This window comes from Candidatus Hydrogenedens sp. (assembly GCA_035361075.1).
In the GTDB taxonomy this organism is placed as follows: Bacteria; Hydrogenedentota; Hydrogenedentia; order Hydrogenedentales; family Hydrogenedentaceae; genus Hydrogenedens.
Genome location: DAOSBX010000037.1, coordinates 15063 through 35006, shown reverse-complemented (window position 1 = coordinate 35006; position 19944 = coordinate 15063). Strand labels below are relative to the sequence as shown.

Here is a 19944-nt window from a genome sequence, read left to right as displayed (position 1 = left end):
TAAAGCAGATGGTTTTAATGACCCAGTGAGGATGGATGAGTTTGATAAAACAAATATCTATTTGTTTATGAAAGGCGTGATACGTGATAGTAGATTAGGGAGTTTGGGTGAAAAGAGATTGTGGAAGCATTGAGATGTTAGGGTGGTTATTCTTGAGAGGGTCATTTTTGTTATAATGTATCTTCTTGTACTCCCAGTTTAACGATGTAATAGGAGTGTTTTTATGTCAGTATCACAGACATTTTTGCCCGAGACAGAGATTGAGGTTGTAAATCCGAATATTACATTAGGTCGTGTAAAGCATATTCTTTTTGATTTTGATGGGACTATTAGTCTTCTTCGTGAGGGGTGGCAGAATATTATGGGTCCGATGTGTGTGGAGATGATATGTGGTGAACATGAGCCTACGGCGGAGATTGAGAAAGAAGTAGCGGAGATGATAGAGGAGACGACGGGTATTCAAACGATTTTCCAGATGCAGAGGCTGGTTCAGATGGTTCGTGCTCATGGGTTAGTACCGGAGGATAAGATATTGGATGAATGGGGTTATAAGGCGATTTATAATGAGCGGTTGCTTATTCCTGTGCGGGAGCGAATTCGGAAGTTACAAAATGGGGAGTTGACTATTGAGCAGGTTACGGTGCGTAATGTATTGTATTTTCTTGAAGAACTTAAGAAGCGAGGCGTTATTATGTATGTGTTTAGTGGGACTGACCGTGAAGATGTTCGTCATGAGGCAAGTGTTTTGGGTGTGGATTCGTATTTTGAGGAGATTTGGGGTGCATTGCCGAGTATAGAAGAGTATTCAAAGGAGAAGGTTATTCGTGAGATTATAGCGGTGCATAATCTTCATGGTCCGGAGGTTATGGCGATTGGTGATGGTCCTGTAGAGTTGAGGAATGTTAAAGAGCAAGGTGGAATTGCTTTGGGTGTGGCATCGGATGAGAAGAAGGGATATGGCTGGGATATGCATAAGAGGCAGAGGTTGCTTCGTGCAGGTGCAGATATTCTTATTCCTGATTACCATGAGGCGGATAAGATTATCAAATACATCTTCTGTGAGTAATGACGCACTGTAAAGAGGTAATAACGGGCTTAACGGTAGTTTAGTGTTTGGCGTAGTAAATCACTTTTTTTAATGCGTCAACGATGTATTGGATATTTTCCTCTGTCAGCTCTGGATGCAGAGGTAATGATAGGATTTCATTGGAAATTTGAGTTGCTACAGGACAGGATTCAGGGCTTACATTGCATTGTTGTTGGATATATGGGTGGAGATGCACACCGTAGAAATGAATACCTGTTCCGATGTTCTCCTGCCTTAGCATGAAGGCGATTTCATCGCGGGACTTGCCTATTTTTTTTGTATCCAGTCGGATAATAAACAGGTGCCATGCATGCTGGACATGTTCTTTTGTTTTGGGTAGGATAATTTCATCTATGTCTGATAGGGAGTAGTAATACCGTTGTACCAGTCTCTGGCGAACGCTGTTGAAGGTGCTTAGTTTTTTGATTTGTTCTACGCCGATGCTTGCGGATACGTTGCTCATGGCATATTTGAAACCAGCGGAGACCAATTCTTGTGGGCGATAGAAGGCACTCCTTCCATATCTGTCCCAAGCGGTATCGGTCAAGCCATTTGTTGCTAATATCCTTAACATTCGTGCTTTTTCGGGGTCGGATAGAGTAATCATACCGCCTTCGATGGTTGTAATGTTTTTGGTGGCATAAAAGCTGAAGCAGGTTCGTTCTGAGATAGAACCGATGGGTTTTGAATGATACGTAGCACCTAAGGCATGGGCAGAATCTTCGATTAGGTGGAGATTGTATCGTTCTGCGATATTTTGGATTGCCTCCAATTCACAGGGATGTCCTGCGAGGTCTACAGGGATAATCACTTTTGTTTTTTTTGTTATCTTTTCTTCAATAAGTTCGGGATTAATGTTGAAGGTTATCGGGTCAACATCAACGAAAACAGGTTTAGCACCCATGTTCAGGATGGTGTTAATTGTAGATACCCATGTTATCGGCGGAGTAATAACTTCATCACCTGCTTTGACACCTGCTTCTACGAGGCAGAGATGAATTGCTGATGTGCATGAAGAAACAGCAACCGCTTCTTTTGCTCCGACGGTCGATGCAAACATTCGTTCGAAGGCATTGATTTTATCGCCTGAGGTAAGCCAACCACTTCGTATCGCCTGTAAAATAGCCGTTTCTTCTTCCTTGCCAAGTATGGGTTTGGCTAACGGAATAAATCGTGGAGCAGTGGGTTCGCCTCCTTCGCTAACAGGGATAGTTTTTAATTGTTTAAATCGGAACACGTTGATGTATTTTTCGGAAAAGGGCTCTTCGGATGGATTCTGGTGGAACCAATTTAATATTTCTTGAACGCCGTCATAGATTTTATATTCAGGTTGAAAAGAGAATCGTGAAGCGAATTTATTGAACAGTACTCGGAAGGTTCGCCAATCCTCATCTTCTTTAAGTATTTCGACCTTTGTGTCTGGGATAAGTGAGGCGACTTCATTTGCGAGGTCTAAAATTCTCTTGTTCAGTTCATTTGCACCGATGTTAAATATCTCGTTATGAACCATGCTCTGTTCTGCTTCGGTAAGGATGCAGATGGCACGGGCACAGTCCCGCACGTGAAGGAATGGTCGCCACTGTTGTCCTCCGCCATGGACTTCAATAGTTCCTTGCGTTTTTGCCATTGCAGTCATCAGGTTTAAGGCGAGGTCGAACCGCATCCGTGGTGAATAGCCGAATAAGGTGGAAAGCCTCGCAATCACAGGGGAGAATTGATTATGTCCTAATGATAGCACTATTTTCTCGGATTCGTTTTTCGTTTGGGCGAACATTGACCACGGATTTGTTGGGCTTTCTTCATCGAGCCAATCACCAACCCCTTTTCCATACACGGCACAGGTAGAAGCAAATATAAACTTTTTAACTCCTTTTTGACTGCTTTGCCGTGCCAATTCGACTGTGCTGGCTGTGTTTACTTCTTTTGCGGTAATGGGACACAGGGCACAAGAGGGGTCGTTGGCTAATCCTGCGAGGTGTATGACCACATCAATGCTATTAAACAAGTCGGGATATTTCTGCCAATAGCGTATATCGCCCTCGATAAGTTCTACGTTTGGATGGGAAAGCCACTCCGCTTTTTCAGGCTTCCCAAAACATAGGCGGTCATAGATTCGGACCTTATGCCCTTTTTTCAGTAGTTCATAGGTGACCCAGCTACCTAAGTAACCGACACCACCTGTAATCAAAACATGCATGATAGTTGACTCCTCATTAATAAAATAATTACTATTATTCTATCATTGTTAACCATAATATAAGGACATCTGAAGATATGAAGTATTATTCCACTTTCAAAATTGTAATTTCATTTCTGTTTGTTTTGTTCGCTTTACAATGGATGTGTGGTGCGAATGAATGCTTAAAAGAAGTAAATGAATTGCCTTCTTTTGAAGGAATTCCAAATCCTTTCCAATTCTGTGATGGGAAAAAGGTGGAGACAGTTGAAGATTGGCGGAAACGAAGAGAAGAGATAAAAGAAATATTGATGTTTTATGAATATGGACATTTACCGCCAGCACCGAAAATACAAAAATCAGAACTGTTGATTGAGACAACGATATTTGATGATAAGGCATTGTATCGTGAGTATGCAGTGTATTATGGACCGCCTGAATTTAAGTTAGATGTGATGATGTTTCTACCTGTTTCGGCTAAAGAGAAACCAAGCCCTGTGATTTTGTTTATCCCTAAATTTTGGAAAGAGAATGATGATAATAAAGAAATAGCAAAGAAATGTATAGAGAGAGGTTATGCTCTTTGCCTCTATGATAAAAGTGTTTTGGACGATGACAGTGGAAGTAGAGACCAGATGATTTATAAGTTATATCCAGAATGTGATTGGGGTTCGTTAGGTGTTTGGGGCTGGGGTGCTTTACGAGTTTTAGATTTCTTGGAGACAATACCTGAGGTGAACACTAAACAATTAGCATTGACTGGACATTCACGTAGAGGCAAGGCATCGATGTGGGCAAGTGCAAATGATGAGCGAATCCCATTAGTTATCCCTCAGTCCAGTGGGACAGGAGGTTGTGGCTCGTATAGAATTGTTGGGAAAGGGGCGGAAACACTTAGGGCTATTACTACAGATGTAGCCCCATATTGGTTTGTTCCACGGTTGAAAGATTTTATTGGTAAAGAAGACCGATTGCCATTTGACCAGCATTTTTTAAAGGCACTTATTGCACCACGTGGACAACTATCTCGTGAAGCTTTAGGTGATTTATGGGCAAATCCTATGGGTACGCAGGTCATGCATGAATGTACAGTGCCTGTCTACCAATTTTTAGGTGCTACAGAAAATATTGGAATCCATTATCGTGAAGGGGAACATGCACTTCAACCATCGGATTGGGATGTCGTTTTAGATTTCGCTGATCACTTTTTCTTTAAGAAAAAACCGCCTGAAGGATTAAACAAACTACCATTTAAAGACACACCAAAACCAGACTGGACTGTTCCTGATACTAAATCATTGAGCCAAAAAAATTTACCATAAACCAATTGATTAAATGTTTTTCGGAATATCGCAAAAGAAAGAAGAAGAACTCTATAAAAGAATGGAAGGATTAGGGATATTTGAAAAAGATTTGATAGAGCAATTTATTTCTGCTCGGGGACCAGGAGGACAGAAAGTCAATCATACGTCAACAGGTGTATATCTGAAACATATCCCATCAGGGATTGAGGTGAAGATGGACACATCTCGTTCGCAATCGATAAACCGTTTTCTGGCTCGGCGACGGTTATGTGAACTCATAGAGTTACAAAAACTTGGGAAAGAAGCACCTATCTCAAAGAAAATAAGCAAAATAAAAAAACAAAAAGCAAAACGGGCTAAACGTTCACAAGAAAAATATAATAAAGAACTACCAGACAAAGAGAGCTAATTATAAAAAAATATTGATTTTTGCTTTTTTGTTTTTATACTATATATTGTATACTATATATCGTATTTTACTTTTAGGGTCAAAGGAATGAATGGAGTAAAGCGAAAAGTTCATTTTGTTGGTGTTGGTGGTATTGGGATGAGCGGTTTAGCTGAAATCTTGCTCAATCTCGGGTATGAGGTTTCTGGTTCGGATTTAAAAAGTTCTGAGATTATTGATAGATTGATAGGTTATGGTCTTAAATTTTATGAAGGTCATGCGTCTGCGAATATTGGAGATGCAGGAATTGTTGTACGTTCAGCCGCAGTATCTGATGATAATGTAGAAATAGTCACAGCGAAGGAGCGAGGGGTACCTGTAATTCATCGAAGTGATTTGTTAGCAGACCTAATTCGTTTAAAGCCGAATGCTGTTGTGGTTGGTGGGACACATGGGAAGACTACGACCACCTCTATGATAGCGTCATTTTTAGACCATGCGAATATTGGTGCAACAAGTATTGTTGGTGGGATTCTTCACCGAAGTGGGACGAATGCTCGCTGGGGCACTGGTGATTATCTTGTTGCGGAATCGGATGAGCATGATGGTTCTTTTTTGAGATTACATCCCACGATTGCAGTGGTTACCAGTATTGATGCGGAGCATTTGGAATACTATGGGACTTTAGACCGCATTAAGCAGGCATTTATAGATTTTTGTAATGGTGTTCCTTTTTATGGTTATTCCATTCTTTGTATTGATGATCCGAATATCAAATCTATTTTATCGGAAATAGAGAGTGTTTGTATTACGTATGGACTTGATGAAACCGCTTCTCTTAGGGGTGTAGATATAAAAATTGAAATGTGTGAGAAATTCGCATCAGTGAGTGAGTTGTTACGGAGTATTAAAACGCGGTTTACAGTAATAAATCAGGATGAGCGATTAGGTGTTGTAGGTAGGCTTGGTGAAGTGGTTATTCATTCGTTAGGTATCCATAACATCCGTAATGCTCTTGGTGCTTGTGCTGTGGGTTTATGTTTAGGTTTAAAATTTGGTTTGATTTCAGATGGTTTGAGGCAATTTGAAGGGGTTCAAAGACGACTTCAACTTTGTGGAGAAAGGAAAGGCGTTGTTGTTATCGAAGATTATGCACATCACCCGACTGAGATTGCCAGCACGATGGAGGCTGTTCGGTGGATTAAACCGAAACGACTCATTGTTATTTTTCAGCCACATCTTTATAGTCGAACAAAGTTTTTTGCAGATACGTTTGCGGAAGTGCTTTTGAAATCGGACATGGCAATTGTGACGGACATTTATCCTTCGCGAGAGAGTCCTATTGAAGGTGTAGATGCAAGTCTTATTGTTGATTCAGCAAGGAGGCAAGGGGCAGACCATGTATACCTTATAAGAGATATGTATGATGTTCCTAATTTTCTGGTGAAACAGTTAAAAGGTGGTGATGTTGTTTTAATTTTAGGTGCTGGGAATATTAATAAGATTGCCGAGCCATTATTAACATATATTGATGAGGGAGTAAACAATGCATAAGACCATTTATGGAACATACCCAATCGTTAGAAGAAAGACGAAGAATAATAAAGGGGGTGTGGTTGGTAGAATAAAAAGATTTTTAAGGAACCTTGGGTATTTAGGTGGTGTTCTTGTTTTTTTATCTGTCATTATTGTAATTGTTTTTTTAATACTGGTATGTTTAGAAGACCCACGTTATGCGGTGAAAGAGGTTCGTATTGAGGGTTTAAAATATTTTCAGGAGACGGATTTGCTTCATTCCATAAATAGTATTAAAGAAAAGAATTGGTTGAGATTGAGTTCGGAGGAAATAAGGTATGAATTTATGAAGAACCCGTTTATCTTGGATTGCGTTGTAGAAAAAACGCATCCAGATACTGTTGTTGTTCATGTTCAAGAGCTTTCGCCGTATGCAACGTTATTTTTAGACGACAAATTATTTCTTATTTCACATACTGGGAAGATTCTAAAACAGATTCATAACATTAAGGAATCCTATGGTCCACTGATTTCTGGTATAACGGAACAGAACGAAATTAAACCAGGGGGCTATTTAGATGATGAGGGGCTTTGGTCTGCGTTGGAGTTTTGGTATGAGTATAATCAAGTGCCACGGGAACGACAAATTACTATTTCGGAGATTGTTGTTGAAGATGGTAATAATTTAAAAGTTTTCTTTAATGAAGTTCCCTGTGAAACTCGATGGAAGCGGGAAAACTTAAAGCGTCAGGTTCAGAATTTTTCTATTGCATTAAATAAAGTCGATTTAACACGGTTGTCGTGTTCTGAATATTTAGACCTTAGGTTCAATGATGATATTATTTACAAATAAAAATATAATACATTGGGTATTAGCCCGAGGAGGATAAAGAGATGACGCAGAGATTTACACTTATTGACCCTGAGAATTATGAAGAGCAAGGGAAAAAAGTAGAAACACAGGAGGAGAGAATCTCTCCGCCGGTTCACGGGTTTTCCGGAGTTATGACAGGAAAAGAAGATTTTCCGGGCAAGAAAATACTTATTAAAGTATGTGGTGTAGGTGGAGGAGGTGGAAATGCTGTGGAGCGAATGATAGAACAAAAGATGGAAGAAGTAGAGTTCATTGCTATAAATACTGATTATCAAGCATTATCTGCGTCGCCGGCTCCGATAAAAATTCAGATAGGTGCCCGATTAACAGATGGATTAGGGACGGGGTCAATTCCTGAAGTAGGCTTATCTGCAGCAGAAGAAGACCGTGGACCGATACGGGAAGCGTTGGAAGGGGCTCACATGGTGTTTTTAACAGCAGGCATGGGAGGTGGAACTGGGACTGGAGCTGCACCGATTGTGGCGGAGATTGCAAAACAATTAGGTGCATTAACAGTAGCAGTGGTAACATTTCCGTTTGAGTTTGAAGGACCTAAACGGAGGCGAGATGCTTATGAGGGGATTAAACTATTGAAGGAACATGTTGATGCTTTAATTGTCATTCCTAATGACCGTGTTGTCGCACTGAAAGATTTAACAGTGAAGGAAGCCTTTTTAAAGGTGGATGAAGTATTGCATAATGGTATTCGTGCAATTACTGACTTAATCAAAATTCGACAATTGATAAATATTGATTTTGCAGATGTTCGTACTATTTTGCAAAATAGTGGTCGGGCTCACCTTGGGATTGGTTTTGCCAGAGGTGAGAAGCGGGCAGAGGAAGCAGTCCTCCGTGCAATTGAGTGCAATTTATTAGATTGCAAAAGTGTTGTAGGAGCCAAGGGTGCCATATTAAATATCCATGGTGGTTCTGATATGAAGATTGATGAAGTTCATCGTGCAGGCAACAAGTTACGGGAGATATTAGGTCCGCAGGCAAATATTATTTTTGGAGCGATGGTTGGTAGAGAACCGAGGGAAGAGATTTGTATTACTGTCATTGCGGCAGGTTTCCCTGAGGAACAGAAAGATAATGAATTTATTCCTAAAACCATTACGAATATTTCTAATATTGATTTAATATCACCAGTTGAGAATGACGAGAAAATCGACGTTCAATTAGATGAGTCTGTCAATAAAAAGAGCAAGGAAACGCCTGTTGATGATACAATAAAGAATAAGAAAGAAGGAGAACTTTTTCCGGAAGAAGTATTGAATAATGCTGAGGAAGAAAAGAGAAATGGGAAACCAACATTAAACTCGGTTCCAACATGGATACGACAATATGTTAAGTTAAGTAAGGATGAAGAAGAGAAAAAGTAGATTATGAGTACATCACCAATTCGAAATGAATTTATTAAATTGCTTCAACGTGCAGTTCAAAAGGATGCTTCGGATATTCATTTGAAGACAGGGAGTCCCCCTTATTTCCGCATTAATGGTGAGTTGGCAAGTGTAGGCGAAGATGCTATTTATCCAGAGACCATGTCACAGATTTTGAATATTATGATGACAGATGAACAGTTACGTGTCTTTTCTCAGCGGGGTGAATTGGATTTTGCTTTTTCTGAAAAAGGTGTGGGTCGTTTCCGAGTTAATGTATTTCGTCAACGCGGTACTATTTCTTGTGTGATGCGGAGGATTAAGACGCGCATACAGAGTTTTGAGGAGTTATGTTTACCTCCGCAGGTAGTTCGATTTGCAGAGTTACAGAGGGGATTAATTCTTATTGCAGGCACCACAGGCAGTGGTAAATCGACCACACTTGCTGCAATAACGGAATATATTAACCAGAATCGTGCATGTCACATCATCACGATTGAGGACCCAATTGAGTTTGTTCATGTAGACAAGAAATCTGTGATAAACCAGAGAGAAATCTCTATAGATACTCATGATTTCAATAGTGCATTGAAAACGGTAATGCGACAGGATCCGGATGTTATCATTATTGGTGAGATGCGAGACCATGAGACATTTATGGCGGCGGTGAGTGCTGCGGAGACGGGGCATCTCGTTTTTAGTACTCTGCACACAACGAATATAATGCAAACGATAGACCGCATTATTGACTTTTTCCCGAGCAATCAACATGACCAGGTTCGTTCTCAATTGTCTATGAACCTGAAGGCAATTATGTGTATGCGGCTTATTCCGCGAGCGGATGGTCGTGGTAGAGTTCCTGCGTGCGAGATTTTATTTAATACGCCTATTGTTCGCAAACTGATTAAAGAGAATCGGATAAGTCAATTGGATACTGCCATACAACAAGGTAGAGAAGAGGGGATGCAAACGTTTAATGACAGTTTGTTTCAGTTAGTTCGGAATTCGTTAATCACCTTGGATATGGCTTTGGATATGTCAGATAATCCTGAAGAATTGCAAATGATGTTGCAAGGGATTCGGTTAAGTAATAAGCGTGGGGGTATTCTCAAATAATTAAACCGTCTCGGGGAATTTTTTTACCAAAATATTTTTTAATTCTTCTATTGCAAGAATTAATTCTTTAAATAATACAGAGAGCGTATTCCAGTCGCCTTTATCCTGTCCATACGATTTTTGTTCAAGAATTTTTGCTATCTTTTCTGCTTTAACAGCGCCGATATTTCCCAGAGCACCTTTCAAGGTATGAATTGTTTTGTGGAAATTTATGTAGTCTTCGTTATCTATAGCCACTTTAGCTTTGGATATATATGTTGGATGTGTTTGTAGGAATATTTTAACTACAGACATAAGGAGTTCGATATCATTGTCTATCCGTTGTAATACTGTTTTCTCATCAAAAATCAAGTCAGCCTCTGGGGAGGCTGTTGGAGCAACAGCAATATTGTCAACCATATTGTTTTTTGGGAGGCTTGTAAATTTTTTTACAGTTTCGACAAGCGATTCTGGAGAAAGGGGTTTTATTAGATATCCATCCATGCCAGCTTCAAGACATCGGCTTTTATACTCTTCGAATGCGTAAGCGGTTAATGCGATAATGGGAATATGTTTCCCCGACATTTTTTCTTGTTCTCTTATTTTCTTTGTAACTTCTAAACCATTCATCCCTGGCATCTCTACATCCATAAGAATCAAATCGTAATGGTTTGTATCGTGTTTTTTAAGAGCATCATTTCCATTATCAACAATATCGACTTGATATCCCCTTCGAGAAAGAAATTCAAGAATAACCTTTTGGTTGATGGGGTTATCTTCTGCGACGAGTACTTTCACTTTGTTCTGTGATGTTTTTTCTTGTTCACCCTCACCGATTTTTAGCTTCTCTGATTTTGCAATTGTATTGAGTGCTTCAAGTAACTCTTTTCTTTTGATGGGGTATGGTATCTGAATAAAGTCCTTAAATATAGTATTTGCTTCGTCAAGGGGACATATATCCGATGGATATAAAACGATGAAAGGTATTTTTTGTTTTATCAAATCTGAGATTTTATATCGATTATCTTCAAATAATTCCAAGTCAAATAAAATTACTGTGTTGGCACTTGTGAAGAGATTCTTATTAGTTTGAGATGTGTAATGAGATAAGCAATCTTCTACGGAATCCCAAACATTAAGTATCATTTCCCATGAGAGAACACATTCCTCGATGGAATGAATGAGATGTTTATTTTTTGCTATTAACCACAGATATTTTTGAGTAGGTTTTGCATGCTCTGCTTCTTCTGGAGGTGCTAATGGAAAACGGATTTCAAACCAGAAGGTTGTTCCCCCGTGAATGTTCTTATTTAGCCCCATTTTACCTTTCATAAGTTCGACCAATTGTTTGCTTATTGTCAATCCTAACCCTGTTCCCTCGTATTTTTTCTCCTCTTTTAATGAGCCTTGTTCGAAAGCAAGAAATATTTTATCCTGTTCTGTTTCAGGAATTCCTATACCTGTATCTGAGACTTCGAACCTAATTAGAGCAGAGTTATTAGTTGATTCAATTACTTTTAGTTCTATACAAACTTCTCCTTGCTCTGTAAATTTAATTGCATTTCCGACGAGGTTAATCAGAATTTGTCGCACTTTACTCCCATCGCCAATAATGTGGTCGGGCAAATCTTTGGAGATGAGACACCCAATTTCCAACTGCTTCTTATGAGCTCGTTGCCAAAACATTTGTATGATATCTTCGACGATTTCTCTTGGTGAGAATGGCTCTTTACGTAGAGATACAGAGCCTGCTTCTATTTGTGAAAAATCAAGTAAATCATTAAGTAATGAAAGCAGAGCTTCCGAGTTGTGAAGAGCCATTTGAATGAGGTTTTGATTTTGTTCATTTGTGTCGGTTTCTTTTAATAGATGGAGAATACCGATGATTCCATTTAGTGGTGTTCTAATTTCATGACTCATGTGTGCGAGGAAGAGGGTTTTAGTTTGACTTGCAATTTCTGCTTTCATAGCTAAGCGGTTGGCTTGTTCAATGGTAGCCATTAGTTCTCTATTTTTCTGTTCTAACTGTTCCTTTGTTTTTAATATCTCCTGTTCCATATGGCGATGTTCGGTCAGGTCATTTCCGACACATAAGATTTCTATAATGTTCCCATTGTCGTCATATATGGCTTTATTCGACCACGATATCCAGACCCGCTCGCCATTTTTCTTCATGTTTTCGTTTTCATTTTTAATATATTTTTGGGGGTTCTTACCAATATCCAGAATCATGTCCCTTAAATTGTGTTGATTGGAATCTGTAAGGGGGACGATAGTACCGACGACATTTTTTCCCAGAAGTTCTCCGTGGTCATACATAAAGAATTTTTCACCGAAACGATTGATGAAGGTAATGATGCCATCTGGTTGCATTCTTAAAATAATGCTATTTACATTTTGAATTAATGCTTCAAATCGGCTCTCTTCTCTTTTTAGCGATTTTTCAATCTTTTGCCGTAATAGTTTTTCATTTTCAAAATTCTGTTGTTGTATTAATATTTGTTCTTGTAAGCTTTTCTGTAATGAGCTCAATGCTTCAAATTGTTTTTGGACTTCTCCTAACAATAAATCAATATGAGAGGATAAAATACCGACTTCGTCATAGGTATCTAATTGCACTCTTTTGGAGAAATCTCTCGTTCGTAATACCGTGCTAATAACATTTGTAATTTTTTCTATTTGATTGACGAGTGTGGCGCCTATGTTTCGCAAAACAAAGAAGATAATGCACGACGAAATTATAGATAGGGTTATAATAACGAGTAGTTTTTCTATAACAGCGGTGTATATAACTTTTGTCGATGTCCCTATAAAAATAGAGCCATTAATGAGAGGTTTTAAAGATGTGATGTACCAAATTCGTTGTGCTTGATAATAAAAACCTTCTTCTGGAAATTTAGCCATCTCGGTTGGTTCCAGTTGAAATTCTTTAAATTCAGCGTTGAGGTTTTCATCGTCAAAGTTTAAAAGGATACACGTATTTTTCTCTTTGGCTAAGAAGGTTTTTAAGGTTTCTTTTAGGAAAGCGTATTTGTTTTCAGAAAGATATAATAGTGTTAAATCTCTCAAAATTCTTGAGTTTTGAACAATTTGTTGTTCTACATTATTCTCATGTGTGCGGTAGTCATAGATAGTTATAATAAACATGTATAGGATGGCAGATATAACAGCAGGTGTAAAGAGAAGGAGATATAATTTTGTTTTTATGTAAAGATTACTCTCTCTCTTTTTCATAGAAAAAATGTTTTCCTCATATATTCTATTCCTTTTATTTATTGTATCAGAAAGAAATGTGGAATAGAGAAAAAATCAAGTATTATATTTTTAATTTTTTAATTTTGAAATTATTGGATAGAGGATTTATAGAGTTGAGCTGTTTCGGTAATGAGCGGATAATTTTGGCTGGCAAGGAGTTTTTTACTGACTAGATTTCCTCCAATACCTAATGCAATAGCCCCTGCTTCTAAGAACTTTTTTGCATTTTCGTGATTAATACCGCCTGTTGGCACGATGGGCAAATTGGGTAAAGGTCCGAGTATGGCTTTGATGTATTCAGGACCGCCGACACTTGCGGGGAACAATTTTACGAAATCGGCACCTGTTTTCCAAGCATTTAGAAGTTCTGTCGGCGTAAAACCTCCACACATACTCACGATGCTATAGTTTCTTGCTATATCAATTACCTCAGGAAGTAACGTAGGTGTAACGATAAAATCGGTTCCAGCGAGGATGGCTAATCGGCATGTTACTGCGTCCAACACTGTCCCTGTTCCGACAATAAGTTCTTTGCCTTTCCATTCTTTTTTCAACTCCTCAATGATGGACAAGGCATCGGGCGAGGTCATTGTAATCTCGACACAGTGAATTCCCCCATCATACAAAGCTCGGACTGCTTTGTGAAATAGTTCTCTTTCTAAATCTGCGCGAATAACAGCGATAATTTTTTCATTACGGATAAAATTCAGGATATCCTCGCGATTCATTTTTTATTCCTCTTTTTGTTATTCCACTTCGAAGAATCCCGCTTGTTTTCTTACGCGTAGACGTAAGGCATTCAAACGAATAAATCCTGTGGCATCTGCCTGGTTATAAGCACCTAAATCTTCTTCAAAGGTACTAATTTGTGGATTGTATAATGTCTTATCTGCTTTTCTCCCTACAACTATACATGAACCTTTATATAGTTTCAACCGTGCGGTGCCAGTAACATTTTTTTGGCTTTCGTCAACAAATTTATTAAGTGCTTCCATCTCAGGAGAGAACCAGAATCCATTGTATATTAATTGTGCAATTTTGGGAGATAACTGGTCACGTAGTAGCATTACTTCCCTATCCATAGTTATCGATTCAACCGCTCGGTGTGCAGTGTATAATATAGTTCCACCTGGGGTTTCGTATACTCCGCGTGATTTCATCCCTACGAATCTGTTTTCTACTAAGTCGACTCGACCAATTCCATGTTTACCTCCAAGTTCATTGAGATATGCAAGTAATACTTCTGGTTCCATTTCTTTGCCATTGACTGCTTTGGGGTAACCTTGTTCAAAAGCAATCTCTACATATTCTGGCTGGTCAGGGGCTTTCGTTGGGTCGACTGACAATACGAACATATCTTCTGGTGGTTCCATCCATGGGTTTTCTAATATTCCTCCTTCGAAGGAGATATGAAGTAAGTTGCGGTCTGAGGAATAAGGCTTACTTTTCGATACAGGCACTGGGATGCCGTGTTTCTCAGCGTAAGCGATCATTTTTTCACGGCTGTTTAATGTCCAACGTGGGTCTCGCCATGGAGCGATGATGTGAATGTTTGGCTCAAATGCCATATACGTCAGTTCAAATCGGACTTGGTCATTTCCTTTGCCAGTGGCACCATGTGCGACTGCATCGGCAGATTTATCACGGTAAACTTCTATTTGTCCTTTTGCAATAAGGGGTCGTGCAATACTGGTTCCTAACAGGTAAGAACCTTCATAAATGGCATTCGCACGCATCGCTTTGAAGACGTAATCCTTTACAAATTCACGTTTTAAGTCTTTTACAACGGCATCAACCGCACCAGTAGCTAACGCCTTTTTACGTGCTGATTCCAATTCCTCTCCTTGCCCAATATCTGCGATATATGCGATGACCTCTGCATTAAAAGTTTCGATGAGCCATCTTAAAATGACGGATGTATCCAGTCCGCCAGAATAAGCTAAGACAATACGTTTTGGTTGTTTTTCCATAATAAAAAACTCCCTGATATATGTTTTTTTGTATTTAATGAGGATTATAGCCTAATAATGTAACCATTATAGCTTTCTGCACATGGAGTCTGTTTTCTGCTTGGTCATATACTATTGATTCAGGACTGTCAATGACTTCAGAAGTAACTTCCATGCCACGATGTGCTGGAAGACAGTGCATAAATTTTGCACCTGGCTTTGCACGGGACATGAGTTTCGAATTGACCTGGTAAGGGGCGAATATTTTTGAACGTTGTTCAGCCTCATGTTCTTGCCCCATACTTGCCCATACATCAGTGTATACTACATCAACGTCTTTTAATCCTTTAACTACATCGTGGGTTATTTCGAGACGGTCTTCAACTTTCTTTTTTACGTTGCCGATTAAATCAGGATTGCCTGAATAACCTTCGGGACATACCAATCGAAGTCGGAAGGGGAAGTGTATTAACGACTCTGCCCATGAGTGAAAAACATTATTTCCATCACCGACAAAAGCCACACATATATTTTCTAATTTATGTGAGAAATGCTCTTGCAGTGTCATTATATCTGCCATAATCTGGCAGGGGTGAAGTAAATCACTGAGAGCGTTAATGACGGGAATTTTGGCGTTTTGTGCTAAGCATACTAAATCATCGTGGCTGTAAGTTCTCGCAACAATTAAATCAACCCAACGTTCTAAATTTTTGGCTACGTCTGGAACGGATTCCCTCTCACCTAATTTCATATCCATGACGATAGTTTCGCCTCCTAAATGAAACATACCTATTTGGAAGGTTAGTTTTGTTCTGAGGCTTGGTTTCTCAAAAATCATTGCCTGTGTTTTCCCTCGTAACCAGCGGTGAGGCAATCCTTTTTTCTGTAATGTTTTCAACTCATGGGCAAGATTTAAAATCTTATGAATCTCGTCAGTGGAGAAATCAAGTAATGAGAGAAAATCTTTTACCATCCTAACTCTCCTAATGATTGTTCTAATGCATGTAGTGCTTGGGTTAACTCTTGTTGTTCAACAATCAAAGGTGGTAAGAATCGTAGCACGTGCGGACCTGCTGAACCACATATAAATCCGCGGGAGAACATCTGATTTATTAAAGGATTGACGGGTTCATCAAATTCAACGCCTATCATTAATCCTTGACCTCGAACTTCTTTGATTTTTCGATGTACCTCCGCTATTTTACTCAATCCAGTAATAAAACATTTTCCTAACGCCCGCACGTTTTCAAGGAACGTGGGGTTGCTCAGTTCTTCAACCACAGCCAATGCTGTTGCGGTACTTAATGGGTTTCCACCAAAGGTACAGGCGTGGGCACCAGGGCTAAAACCTTGAGCAATTTCCTCAGTGCAACCCATAGCCCCAATAGGGACTCCATTCGCTAATCCTTTAGCTAAAGTCATAATGTCTGGTGTTACATCAAACGCCTGATGTGCAAACATATAACCAGTTCTACCTAAGCCTGTTTGAACCTCGTCGAAAATGAGGAGGACCTGATGTTTATTACAGATCTCGCGGACTTCTTTGAGGTAATTGGGGGAAGGCATACGGATTCCACCTTCACCCTGTATCGGCTCTAATAAAATGGCACCTGTCGCAGGTGATAAGGCTTTTTCTATCGCTTCAGTGTCGTTATAGGGGACATAAGTAAACCCAGGCACCATCGGCTCAAATCCCTTATGATATTTTGGCTGTCCTGTGGCTGTTATAGTAGCAAGGGTTCTCCCATGAAATGACTGTTCGGCTGTAATGATATTTGGTTTATACAAACCTTTTACAGTCCAGTAACGTCTTGCAATTTTTATTGCAGATTCGTTTGCTTCAGCACCACCATTACAGAAAAACCACTTTTTTGCAAAGCATAAATCACTTAATTTCTTCGCTAATAATATTTGTGGTTCAATATTGTATAGATTTGATACATGAATTAATTTTTGTGCTTGGTCTACAATTGCTTTTGTGACTTTTGGATGGCAATGTCCCAAATTGCAAACCGCAATACCTGAAAATAAATCTATATACTCCTTACCATCCGCATCCCAAACATGCGTTCCTTGTCCACGGACTAATGCTAATGTCCTTGAGCCGTATGTGTTAATTAAATATGTGTCTGCCAACGTTCTCAATTCATCATTTGTCATTTGCTTGCGAACTCCCTTGATATGTATTTATATTTTGGTGAATTTGCGTATTATAAAACAAATGTAGTGCATTCTTAAAAGAATGCACCTCTGTTATTACGAAATATTTAAGTTACTTAGTTAGGATAAACTATTTGGACACGGTCTCTTTAGATGCTGATTTCGTTTCGGTTGATTTTGATTCGGTAGAAGATGACTTACCATTACCATCAGCAGATGTAGTGCTCTTATGTTTATGTCCATTGCCATGGTTGTTATTTCTCTTGTAGTCTGTTTCGTAAAATCCGCTACCCTTGAAAATTATCCCAGAACCGTTACCAATTAATCGTTGACATTTCCCCTTACATTTCTCACAGATTACCTTTGGTGATGCAGTTATGGAATGAAAATAATCGAACTGATAACCACATTTAACACATTCGTAAGTATATGTCGGCATATATATTTCCTCCTTTGAAAACGGAAAAGAAAACCCACTACCTTTCATTTAACGTATAAAAACCTTTAAAGGTTATACAAGAAACAGTAAGGAGTAGTAGATATTTCTAATCTAATCAAATTTGTTGTAAGAGAAGTATACTATCACTTTTTCCTGATTAAAATCAAGAAAAAACTCAGTGGTTCGAAGGAAACAACCTACATTTTTGTAGTTTATACTTTATAATAATTACATTTGAGTAATATTTGAATTTTATTATGTAAAGTTATTGCATAAATTCTGCTAACGATTTCCCAGTTTTGTAGCATTTAATGGGATTTTCAATAAGGAAGATTAGGTTGGCATTTTTATTGCTTGCAATTACAAAACATGTAAATGAAAAAATGTGATATAATCATAAATTTACATTTAATTTTTACATATAACAACATTACTCAAGAATAGGGGTTAAACCCATGAAGAAGATAGAAGCTATTATCAAACCTTTTAAGTTAGAAGAAGTGAAGGAAGCCCTTGCTGAGATTGGATGTAAAGGTTTAACAGCGACCGAGGTAAAAGGATTTGGTAGGCAACGTGGACATAAAGAATTATATCGAGGAGCTGAGTATGTCGTGGAATTTTTGCCGAAGATAAAGATAGAGGTTGTTGTTGTAGATGATATGGTCGAAACGGTTGTAAAAACGATAATTAAGTCGGTGTCGACAGGACGGATTGGTGATGGCAAGATATTTATTATACCTGTTGAAGAAGCAATACGAATACGAACAGGAGAAACAGGAGATATTGTAGTATCTTAACATAAATTTTTTGTGCATATTATACACATAACAAATAACAAGGAGAATTTATATGTATAAAGATTACACGTCCAAGGATGTTATTAATTTAATCAAGGACAAACAGATTAAATTTGTAGATTTACGATTTATGGATTTTCCAGGCTTACAACAACATTTCACTTTTCCCGTTTCCCAGATTGATGAGGAAGTTTTTGAGTCTGGTATTGGGTTTGATGGCTCCAGTATTCGCGGTTGGCAAAGTATCCATGAGAGTGATATGCTCGTTTTGCCAGACCCTCGGACAGCATTTGTTGACCCGTTTTCAGACATACCCACGTTAGTGATTTATTGTAACATTTTAGACCCGATTACGAAGGAACGGTATACTCGTGACCCACGGAATATTGCCCAAAAGGCAGAAAATTATTTAATGTCTACAGGACTTGCAGATACATGCTATATTGGACCCGAGGCAGAATTCTTTATTTTTGATGATATACGTTGTGATCAAACCGCTAATAGTGGATATTACTTTATAGATAGCATTGAAGGGATATGGAATAGCGGTAGAGATGAGAAACCAAATTTAGGTTATAAACTACGATATAAAGAAGGATATTTCCCTATACCCCCTGCAGATGCTACGCATAATATACGAAGCGAAATGGTGGCGTTAATGTTAGAATGTGGTATTGATGTAGAATGTCACCATCACGAGGTAGCCACAGGTGGACAAGCAGAAATTGATATGCGTTATGCACCATTGACACAAATGGCAGACCAGCTAACATTGTATAAATACATTATTAAAAATGTAGCAAAGAGAAATGGGAAAACTGTGACCTTTATGCCTAAACCTTTGTTTGGCGATAATGGTTCAGGAATGCATTGTCATATTTCATTATGGAAAGGTGGAAAACCTACTTTCGCAGGAAATAAATATGCAGGATTAAGTCAGGAAGCACTCTGGTTTATCGGTGGATTGCTAAAACATGCTCCTGCTCTTGTTGCTATTACAAATCCAACGACAAATAGTTACAAGCGATTAGTTCCGGGATATGAAGCACCGGTGAATATTGCTTACTCTGCACGCAATCGCAGTGCATGCTGTCGCATTCCGATGTATTCTCCAAGCCCTAAAGCGAAACGGATTGAATTTCGGGTACCTGATCCGTCTTGCAATCCGTACATGGCGTTTGCGGCGTTGTTGATGGCAGGTTTGGACGGCATTCAGAATAAGATAGACCCAGGTGAACCTATGGATAAAGACCTGTATGACCTTCCTCCCGAAGAGAAAGCACTTATCCCACAAGTCCCAGGTAGCCTTGCAGAAGCCCTGAATGCATTGTCCAAAGACCATGAGTTCTTGACCAAAGGAGATGTATTTACAGAAGATGTTCTGAAAACATGGATCGAGTACAAACGTGTACGAGAAGTTGAGGCAGTAAATCTAAGACCACATCCCTACGAATTTATGCTATATTTTGATATTTAGAAATTATAAATAAAGAAGCCTTAAATCTACTATCATTAGCGTCCCC

The 19944-nt window shown here is 38.9% G+C and carries 16 protein-coding genes; 9 read left to right on the top strand and 7 right to left on the bottom strand.

Annotated features, from left to right (window positions below):
- Window positions 1-223: 223 nt before the first annotated feature.
- Window positions 224-1066, top strand: coding sequence for an HAD family hydrolase (locus PLJ10_10900; GenBank protein HOK10153.1), 843 nt, complete (start codon window positions 224-226; stop codon window positions 1064-1066).
- Window positions 1067-1106: 40 nt separating this feature from the next.
- Here the strand turns inward: PLJ10_10900 and PLJ10_10895 are convergent, their stop codons facing one another.
- Window positions 1107-3284: a bifunctional SDR family oxidoreductase/aminotransferase class I/II-fold pyridoxal phosphate-dependent enzyme gene (locus tag PLJ10_10895; protein ID HOK10152.1), complete on the bottom strand. Its 2178-nt coding sequence runs from the start codon at window positions 3282-3284 to the stop codon at window positions 1107-1109.
- 77 nt (window positions 3285-3361) lie between these two features.
- Between PLJ10_10895 and PLJ10_10890 the strand changes: the two genes are divergently transcribed.
- The 6 genes from PLJ10_10890 to PLJ10_10865 all read left to right on the top strand — a co-directional run bounded on the left by PLJ10_10890 (window position 3362) and on the right by PLJ10_10865 (window position 9842).
- The gene (locus tag PLJ10_10890; GenBank protein ID HOK10151.1) at window positions 3362-4585 is read left to right on the top strand and encodes a hypothetical protein; all 1224 of its coding nucleotides are present in this window, start codon (window positions 3362-3364) and stop codon (window positions 4583-4585) included.
- A gap of 13 nt (window positions 4586-4598) precedes the next feature.
- The gene (locus PLJ10_10885; GenBank protein HOK10150.1) at window positions 4599-4976 is read left to right on the top strand and encodes a peptide chain release factor-like protein; all 378 of its coding nucleotides are present in this window, start codon (window positions 4599-4601) and stop codon (window positions 4974-4976) included.
- Between the two features lie 87 nt (window positions 4977-5063).
- Window positions 5064-6509, top strand: coding sequence for a UDP-N-acetylmuramate--L-alanine ligase (gene murC / locus PLJ10_10880; protein ID HOK10149.1), 1446 nt, complete (start codon window positions 5064-5066; stop codon window positions 6507-6509).
- Window positions 6502-7323: an FtsQ-type POTRA domain-containing protein gene (locus PLJ10_10875; protein HOK10148.1), complete on the top strand. Its 822-nt coding sequence runs from the start codon at window positions 6502-6504 to the stop codon at window positions 7321-7323. The genes murC and PLJ10_10875 overlap by 8 nt, the downstream gene beginning before the upstream one ends.
- Window positions 7324-7364: 41 nt before the next feature.
- Window positions 7365-8726 (top strand): cell division protein FtsZ, encoded by a 1362-nt coding sequence (gene ftsZ / locus PLJ10_10870; GenBank protein HOK10147.1) that lies wholly within the window; start codon window positions 7365-7367, stop codon window positions 8724-8726.
- Between the two features lie 3 nt (window positions 8727-8729).
- Window positions 8730-9842, top strand: a complete 1113-nt coding sequence (locus PLJ10_10865; GenBank protein ID HOK10146.1) for a type IV pilus twitching motility protein PilT — start codon at window positions 8730-8732, stop codon at window positions 9840-9842.
- On the opposite strand, the gene PLJ10_10860 is transcribed toward PLJ10_10865, so the two are convergent.
- The 6 genes from PLJ10_10860 to PLJ10_10835 form a co-directional block, all read right to left on the bottom strand.
- The gene (locus tag PLJ10_10860; GenBank protein ID HOK10145.1) at window positions 9843-13055 is read right to left on the bottom strand and encodes a response regulator; all 3213 of its coding nucleotides are present in this window, start codon (window positions 13053-13055) and stop codon (window positions 9843-9845) included. It lies immediately after the preceding gene.
- Window positions 13056-13165: 110 nt separating this feature from the next.
- A complete protein-coding gene (locus PLJ10_10855) occupies window positions 13166-13804 on the bottom strand; it encodes a bifunctional 4-hydroxy-2-oxoglutarate aldolase/2-dehydro-3-deoxy-phosphogluconate aldolase (protein ID HOK10144.1) in 639 nt (212 codons plus the stop codon).
- Between the two features lie 18 nt (window positions 13805-13822).
- Window positions 13823-15046, bottom strand: a complete 1224-nt coding sequence (locus tag PLJ10_10850; GenBank protein HOK10143.1) for an argininosuccinate synthase — start codon at window positions 15044-15046, stop codon at window positions 13823-13825.
- 34 nt (window positions 15047-15080) lie between these two features.
- A complete protein-coding gene (gene argF / locus PLJ10_10845) occupies window positions 15081-15998 on the bottom strand; it encodes an ornithine carbamoyltransferase (GenBank protein HOK10142.1) in 918 nt (305 codons plus the stop codon).
- Complete coding sequence (locus PLJ10_10840) at window positions 15992-17185, bottom strand: aspartate aminotransferase family protein (GenBank protein HOK10141.1); 1194 nt, start codon at window positions 17183-17185, stop codon at window positions 15992-15994. The genes argF and PLJ10_10840 overlap by 7 nt, the downstream gene beginning before the upstream one ends.
- Before the next feature lie 130 nt (window positions 17186-17315).
- On the bottom strand, window positions 17316-17624 hold the full coding sequence (locus tag PLJ10_10835) for a zinc ribbon domain-containing protein (GenBank protein ID HOK10140.1): 309 nt from the start codon (window positions 17622-17624) through the stop codon (window positions 17316-17318).
- 455 nt (window positions 17625-18079) lie between these two features.
- Between PLJ10_10835 and PLJ10_10830 the strand changes: the two genes are divergently transcribed.
- Both PLJ10_10830 and glnA read left to right on the top strand, forming a co-directional pair.
- Complete coding sequence (locus tag PLJ10_10830) at window positions 18080-18421, top strand: P-II family nitrogen regulator (GenBank protein ID HOK10139.1); 342 nt, start codon at window positions 18080-18082, stop codon at window positions 18419-18421.
- 52 nt (window positions 18422-18473) lie between these two features.
- Window positions 18474-19898 (top strand): type I glutamate--ammonia ligase, encoded by a 1425-nt coding sequence (gene glnA, locus PLJ10_10825; GenBank protein HOK10138.1) that lies wholly within the window; start codon window positions 18474-18476, stop codon window positions 19896-19898.
- Window positions 19899-19944: the final 46 nt, after the last annotated feature.

Coding starts and splice junctions, on each gene's coding strand:
- PLJ10_10860 (HOK10145.1), bottom strand. CDS start 13,055: ATGAAAAAGAGAGAGAGTAATCTTTACATAAAAACAAAATTATATCTC.
- PLJ10_10885 (HOK10150.1), top strand. CDS start 4,599: ATGTTTTTCGGAATATCGCAAAAGAAAGAAGAAGAACTCTATAAAAGA.
- PLJ10_10875 (HOK10148.1), top strand. CDS start 6,502: ATGCATAAGACCATTTATGGAACATACCCAATCGTTAGAAGAAAGACG.
- PLJ10_10830 (HOK10139.1), top strand. CDS start 18,080: ATGAAGAAGATAGAAGCTATTATCAAACCTTTTAAGTTAGAAGAAGTG.
- PLJ10_10895 (HOK10152.1), bottom strand. CDS start 3,284: ATGCATGTTTTGATTACAGGTGGTGTCGGTTACTTAGGTAGCTGGGTC.
- PLJ10_10840 (HOK10141.1), bottom strand. CDS start 17,185: ATGACAAATGATGAATTGAGAACGTTGGCAGACACATATTTAATTAAC.
- PLJ10_10855 (HOK10144.1), bottom strand. CDS start 13,804: ATGAATCGCGAGGATATCCTGAATTTTATCCGTAATGAAAAAATTATC.
- PLJ10_10890 (HOK10151.1), top strand. CDS start 3,362: ATGAAGTATTATTCCACTTTCAAAATTGTAATTTCATTTCTGTTTGTT.
- glnA (HOK10138.1), top strand. CDS start 18,474: ATGTATAAAGATTACACGTCCAAGGATGTTATTAATTTAATCAAGGAC.
- murC (HOK10149.1), top strand. CDS start 5,064: ATGAATGGAGTAAAGCGAAAAGTTCATTTTGTTGGTGTTGGTGGTATT.
- PLJ10_10835 (HOK10140.1), bottom strand. CDS start 17,624: ATGCCGACATATACTTACGAATGTGTTAAATGTGGTTATCAGTTCGAT.
- PLJ10_10865 (HOK10146.1), top strand. CDS start 8,730: ATGAGTACATCACCAATTCGAAATGAATTTATTAAATTGCTTCAACGT.
- PLJ10_10900 (HOK10153.1), top strand. CDS start 224: ATGTCAGTATCACAGACATTTTTGCCCGAGACAGAGATTGAGGTTGTA.
- argF (HOK10142.1), bottom strand. CDS start 15,998: ATGGTAAAAGATTTTCTCTCATTACTTGATTTCTCCACTGACGAGATT.
- ftsZ (HOK10147.1), top strand. CDS start 7,365: ATGACGCAGAGATTTACACTTATTGACCCTGAGAATTATGAAGAGCAA.
- PLJ10_10850 (HOK10143.1), bottom strand. CDS start 15,046: ATGGAAAAACAACCAAAACGTATTGTCTTAGCTTATTCTGGCGGACTG.